Origin of the sequence: Methanosaeta sp. UBA356, assembly GCF_002496465.1 — an archaeon.
Classification (GTDB): domain Archaea; phylum Halobacteriota; class Methanosarcinia; order Methanotrichales; family Methanotrichaceae; genus Methanothrix; species Methanothrix soehngenii.
The window spans coordinates 1-5970 of sequence record NZ_DAKC01000028.1 but is presented as its reverse complement, the minus strand read 5'-3'; the positions used below and the strand labels follow the sequence as shown (position 1 = coordinate 5970).

Genomic DNA, 5970 nt, shown 5'->3' with positions numbered 1-5970 from the left:
TACTCCTCCGAGGCTCCCAGGACGCCCACCGGCCCGCAGGCGGCCATGGACTTATGGCCACTGCCTACGATTATGTCTGCCCCCAACTCCCGAGCCTTCACCGGCATCCTGCCGACGGAGTAGGCGCCATTGAGAAGGAGCGGCACACCGTAATCGTGGCAGACATCAGCTATCGCTCGCGCATCAGCCAGATTACCGTAGTTGCCATCGGGATAGGTCAGGAGGGCCAGGGTTACGTTTCCCTTCTTCTCATAGGCTCTCTCTATAGCCAGAGCATATCCCTCAGAGCTTATGGCATAATCCGGCTCCTTGCTGGGGGGCACATACTCCACATTAAGTCCCGCTCGCTCCGCTGCCAGAACCGAGGTGTAATGGGCATTGCCATCCATCACCACGAAATCCCCTTTCTGGCACAGGCAATGCATGGCAGCGAACTTCCCCTCCCGCGCGCCATGGGTGACTCTTACCTCATCTATGTCCAGGAACTCCGGGAGGATGCTGTGCACAAACTCCTCCACCGGAGGATTCTTTATGTGATCCAGCATCCCGGCGCAAAAATCGCAGATGGAGTAGCCATCGCCCCACTCCACCAGAGCGGCCTTTGCCTCGGGAGTCAATATTCCACCTCTCTGCAGGGGATCGACATTTATCTGGGCAACATCCCTCTTAAGCCTGGTGAACTTCTCAAGATTTTCAAGCATTTGCATGTCGATTGTCCCTCTTGCAGTATAATCCTTTGCCAGAATCAGGCAAAAGGTGATATATTTTCCAGGCGAATTCATTTCAATGGCTCTGGTGATAGGTCACCGCACAGCCCGCGCGCTTGCCGCAGAAAACAGCCTGGAAGGGATAAGAGCCGCGAAGCGCTGCCTTGCGGATTATGTCCATATGGATGTGAGGCTCTCTAGGGACGGAAAGCTCGTGCTGATGCATGATGATAGCGTGGACAGAACCACAGACGGCAAGGGAATGGTCCAGGATCTGAACTGCATTGAGCTTAAGGCGATCCATGCCGGAAATGAGCCAGTTCCCACTCTGGCAGAGGCTCTATCCCTGGCAGAAGAGCTGGAGTTGGGGGTGGTAGTGGAGATGAAAGAAGAGGGCCTGGAAGCCCTGGTGGCTGATGCCGTGCCGAAGAAAAAGAGCATCATCACCTCCTCCTATCACGCCAGCCTGCGCGAGATCAAGGATATCTCCGATCTTAAAACCGGCATTATTATCACCTCACTGCCCATAAAGCCGGTAGAACTGGCCCTTTGGGCTGATGCGGATGCCATATTTCCAGAAAAGGTAAATCCCCGTCTTTTCAAGGAGGCGCATCAGAAGGGCCTTGAAGTCTACCCGGGGGTGGTCAATACGGTAGCTCAGGCGGCTTGGCTTCTCCGGCTGGGGGCGGACGGTCTAGTAACAGACGATCCCTGTCTGATAAGGGAGGCGCTGGACCAGCCGGTCAAGGCCACGGGCCAGTTCAACTGCGAATACTATCCCTGCCACCATTTCGAAGGTCAGGACTGCACCCATTGCTTCTGCCCCCTTTATCCCTGCAGGGATGAAGAGCTGGGCAGGTTCGTGAGAACAAAGAGGGGTAAGAGGTTCTGGAGCTGCATCGACTGCAAGCTCGTTCACCGGCCAATTGTGGCGAAATATCTGGCAGAGCACCCAGAATCGACTACAGAAGAGCTTAAAGCCCTGGCGGACTGATCGACTCCCTTCTCACCATAATGCATTCAGGATAACCGATCTTGATCGAGAATATAGTTTTACCGACGGAAAGCTTTATGGATACCTGATGGATAATGCAGGACTCATGAGACACATTATCCTTGTACTGATTGCTCTGATTGCTCTGGTTGGGCTTATGCCAGGCGGCATGAGCAAGGATCCTGCGCCGTTCGATAATGGAGAGATCAATGAAGCGGGGGATGAATCTCTGCTGACTACTCCATCCATTGCTGCTTTCCTGAATGATAGCTGGGCGCCAACCCCATTCGTGGCACCTCTTGCCAGCGCCCCTCTGTATGCCAAGAAATCTTTCAACAATAACACCACCAATACCACATATGCCATCTTGGATTTCCTGCAAAACGACACCAACAATGCAACCAATACCAGCCTAGCCACATATACGGTCGAAGGGGGAAACATCTATCAGTTCCTGAAAGATGACTGGAATCCCTCAACGCCGGTTGAGGTCGTCAAGGGCACCCCCTACACCAAGGGCAAGATGAGCTAGATAGCGAAATCTCATCTTTTTTTTTGCAGCGCCAGTATTATAGTGCAGCACCCAAAGATTGAAGCTAATAATCCACATGCATTGGCGTCATAACATGGCAAATAAGTATCATTCTTTGGGTTCTTGACTATATTCATTATGGCCGCTATCTGAGGAATACTTGGTAGTATATTTCATAATCAAAAGCGATAGATTATTTGAGTACGCCCAAATTCTGACTTCTTCGTTTTAGCTCCTTATTAATGCTTTCAAGGCTGTTGGTTAGTGTTTGCATACCTCTTGGAATTGATAATTTAATTGCTCAGGTTATAATAATTTCCTTCTTCCGATACTGGTTTGTAAGGCATCTTCTTTATAGTAATAGATGTGTTATAAAATTTAACTCCATTATTTTTTAAATATTTAAATATATTATCTGAATTAACGTGGTTCTTGTCTTCTGAAGAGATCCAATTCTCGACATTTGCTTCGTACGATAAAAGCCATTGTTCTCCATAGAGTGAATCATTATTCATATATTGCGACCAATGACTTTTTTCGAGAGGTTCTTCAAATAAGCCTCGCGATTCAGCATCAAGAGCCAACAATGCAACAATAGAATCTTCTATTTTGCTAATTGCTTTGGATGATTCAGTGTTTAGCTGCAGATTAAATAAAATAGCTCCCCAAAGAGACCATGCGACTTCGCTGCCATGCCCAAGCGGTGCATGGTTATTTATTTGACAATTCAGAACATCCCTTAGCTGGTCCAATCTCATTTTATAACCATTATTCTGTACTTTCCAAGTTTCTCCTAATTTTTTATTATTCATAACATATTCAACATTAAATTTTTAATCCTAGACCCTTAAGCACATGAAGTAGTCCGCCTTTCGGCACAGGCAAATTAAAATATATCATAATGTATTCAAATGTTTCTCCGAGTGCCTGCATTTTTACTTGATCGATCATCTCGCCCATTGTTCTTGGATTTGAGCCGTCTTTTGCTGGTGGATTGTCCATTTCCCAGAAGAGAATTGCAGCCCATACTGAAAAGACAAGTTGGATAAATCTCTCAATAGTGTTTTTATCCCGTAATTGATAATCTTTGAATCCCAATTTTTGATTTGTTTCTCGGTGGGCTGTTTCGATATCCCACCTATCCTCATAGATAGATATGACTTCTTTCGGAGAAAGGGATTTATCGGTGCTTATGATATACTTTGTTACTCCGTCTCTTTTTCTTTTGGAGATAACAAGTTTGACCTCTCCGATGCGATCAATTATGACATTCTTTTCAAATGTGTAATAGGTCTTTTTCTTTCCTCGGACATTGATAATTGTCTTGGTAAAATGCTTTTCATCAATTTGGTTTGCCATTTCCCTAACTTGGAAATTCATGATGTTATTTATCCCAACTTTTCTATCGGATTTGATTTGGCAAACTACGCTGTGCCCTAAATTTATGCATTTATTAATTAATTCTTCGGATGACCACCAGCTATCGAAAACTATACAGAGGTTCATTCCTTTTGGGACCTTCAATGGTTCAATTATCTCATCAAAGGCAATTTCCAGCTTTGTCTTGAAATTCACACATTCGTCGCTATTCTTGAAGTACATCTTAGCTTTATGGGGGATGAATAATCCCTTTGACTGGATAACAGATGTAACAAAATTGTTACCCCAAATGTAGGATTCTTTACTATGATCGTAAAATCTGCCTACACCATCCGTTTGGATTCCATTCTTTTCTTTATATGTGTCGTCAATTATTAATAGTATTTTATCATTACTTTTTAAACATAATTTATCGATGAAAAGATCTACTTTGCGCTGCGCAACCTCATTCTCATCCCAATTAGCATCGCTTAAAAACCAATTATACGAAGAACGTGATTTTTTACCTTTACTGCAATCCGCCATAGTATCACATAGGTTGGCAACGGTCTTGGATTTATCACATACGCTCAGCGCCCCGCATAGGTCGCGAAATGAGCAATAGCTCGGTTTGGTAAAGAGGTCCTCAAAATTATTCAAGAACGGCTCTAATTGTAATGGTGCCTTTACTATTTTGATCATTCTACTCCCATGCGAGTAAAATCAATCCAAGTATAAAAACTTTAAATTTTAAGATCACGTTTAAGATTTAAAATAATCAGTGTATATTATAAATAAAGCGAAAAGTTGGAAAGTACAGCATTATTGGAGAATTTTATAAATATATTTATTACATGGCTTATAGTTCCAGGTTCGTTGATTACACATTCCAGCATCAGATCCTGCAATATTGGCCATACAGTTTTTTTTAATGCTTTATCTGTAAGCATCGAATTCCTGAATCTACGGATCGCGTATCTCAATACTGGTCTTTCAGGATTTTCCTTTGCAAGTTCGAATGCTCTACTAAAAAAGCCTATTACATCATTAAGCTGAGCTTCGCTATTTCTGATTTGAAAAATTCTTAGTTCTCTTGCCCAATGTTCTTCGAGAGCAATCGGTAGCTCTCTAATTTGCGTCTTGCTAGGATTCAATCCTAATTCAAATTGAGATAATGCTGATTCGATACAATTAAGGGCGATCTCTGCATGATGCGAATTAGAGAAACATAGTTCGTAATCATCCATCCACCTAAAGCCTTTTAGTTCAGATTTAGTTTTCTCGCTGAATTCTTTTATAATAATATTATCAATGCAGCAAAGCAAGATTTCTGAAATTAAATATGATGTATCTGGGCCGACTGGAATGCCTATTGTTTGAGAATCTTGACAATTCCTGACCAATTTATCGAGATTATTGCCCAGCAAATCGTGGGAATTTCTTCTAATTTTTGCAACCGATTTAGTGTGCATTGCCCATGGAATACTATGGGTGTATATGGAACGATAGTAGTTTCTAACATCCGCTTTTAGGAGATATCTAGATCCCATCCTATATTGAGCTCGCCATTTAGGAATGTCATTAATTGGGTTGTTCGGTTTAAGGGCCCTATCAATCGGATTAGTTGCACGTATTGGCTTGCTTTTTGAAAGCTGTGAACTGGTTGCGATTTTCTCAAGTTCATTCCAACTATCATCAATTTTTTTGCATAAAAAGAAGTATGCAATTGGATTAGGTATGCTTAATTTTCGCCTGGATGTACCAACAAGAGCTATATTATGTTCTACTGATTTTGTAATTTTCTTTTCATCAAAATCTGAAGGTAAAGGTTTCATACACATCAACTTGGAATAAGAATATGTATTATAGACAGGTGGTAATTCTTTTGGGAAATAACCGTCGCGCAATAAATGATACAGCAAAGTCATAATTTTTCCTTCATATTTATATTATTATATTTATCTGTATTTTTAAGCATCTCGGTAAGCAGTTATTGCTTGATATTTTTAAATTTAAGGATAACGGTATAAAAGGTGCACTTTTTGACAGATTAGAAACTTAGTTCAAATATCTTCCTATAAATATGCTGACTACGTCATATGGTATGCTATGCCGTTCCAGTTTAAGATAGTCTCTAATTAATTCCGCTTCTCTTTCATAGGCGATTATAATTGATTTAGAATAATTCAATCCTTCTCCCGTTAGCATATATTCGTATCGCTGAAGCCATCTACCTTTATCGCAATAGTGTCTTTGGTCCTGATAGATCATGCCATTGGCAACGAGGATCTGAATATCCTCGAAAAGCCTCTCGCTATAGGGGAATCCGTATTCAGAATGAAAGGAATAATCAAGTAGTCCTGAAAGCCCACCAGGGC

Annotated in this window: 6 protein-coding genes and 1 pseudogene; 2 read left to right on the top strand and 5 right to left on the bottom strand. The window is 42.3% G+C overall.

Annotation, left to right across the window (positions count from 1 at the left end; translation table 11 throughout):
• A partial coding sequence (locus BP727_RS01700; RefSeq protein WP_286857093.1) for an aminotransferase class V-fold PLP-dependent enzyme occupies positions 1 to 701 on the bottom strand: 701 nt, incomplete at its 3' end.
• Between the two features lie 85 nt (positions 702 to 786).
• Between BP727_RS01700 and BP727_RS01695 the strand changes: the two genes are divergently transcribed.
• Both BP727_RS01695 and BP727_RS01690 read left to right on the top strand, forming a co-directional pair.
• Positions 787 to 1701 carry a glycerophosphodiester phosphodiesterase family protein gene (locus BP727_RS01695; RefSeq protein WP_276987765.1) on the top strand — a complete coding sequence of 305 codons (915 nt, stop codon included), beginning with the start codon at positions 787 to 789 and terminating at the stop codon, positions 1699 to 1701.
• A gap of 106 nt (positions 1702 to 1807) precedes the next feature.
• Complete coding sequence (locus BP727_RS01690) at positions 1808 to 2233, top strand: hypothetical protein (protein ID WP_276987762.1); 426 nt, start codon at positions 1808 to 1810, stop codon at positions 2231 to 2233.
• A gap of 293 nt (positions 2234 to 2526) precedes the next feature.
• On the opposite strand, the gene BP727_RS01685 is transcribed toward BP727_RS01690, so the two are convergent.
• The 4 genes and pseudogenes from BP727_RS01685 to BP727_RS01670 all read right to left on the bottom strand — a co-directional run.
• Positions 2527 to 3045 (bottom strand): hypothetical protein, encoded by a 519-nt coding sequence (locus tag BP727_RS01685; RefSeq protein WP_286857092.1) that lies wholly within the window; start codon positions 3043 to 3045, stop codon positions 2527 to 2529.
• 13 nt (positions 3046 to 3058) lie between these two features.
• Positions 3059 to 4294, bottom strand: a complete 1236-nt coding sequence (locus tag BP727_RS01680; RefSeq protein WP_286857090.1) for an IS701 family transposase — start codon at positions 4292 to 4294, stop codon at positions 3059 to 3061.
• Positions 4295 to 4380: 86 nt separating this feature from the next.
• Positions 4381 to 5427, bottom strand: coding sequence for an RNA-directed DNA polymerase (locus BP727_RS01675; protein WP_286857088.1), 1047 nt, complete (start codon positions 5425 to 5427; stop codon positions 4381 to 4383).
• A gap of 223 nt (positions 5428 to 5650) precedes the next feature.
• Positions 5651 to 5970 (bottom strand): annotated as a pseudogene (locus BP727_RS01670) (HD domain-containing protein); the annotation flags it as partial.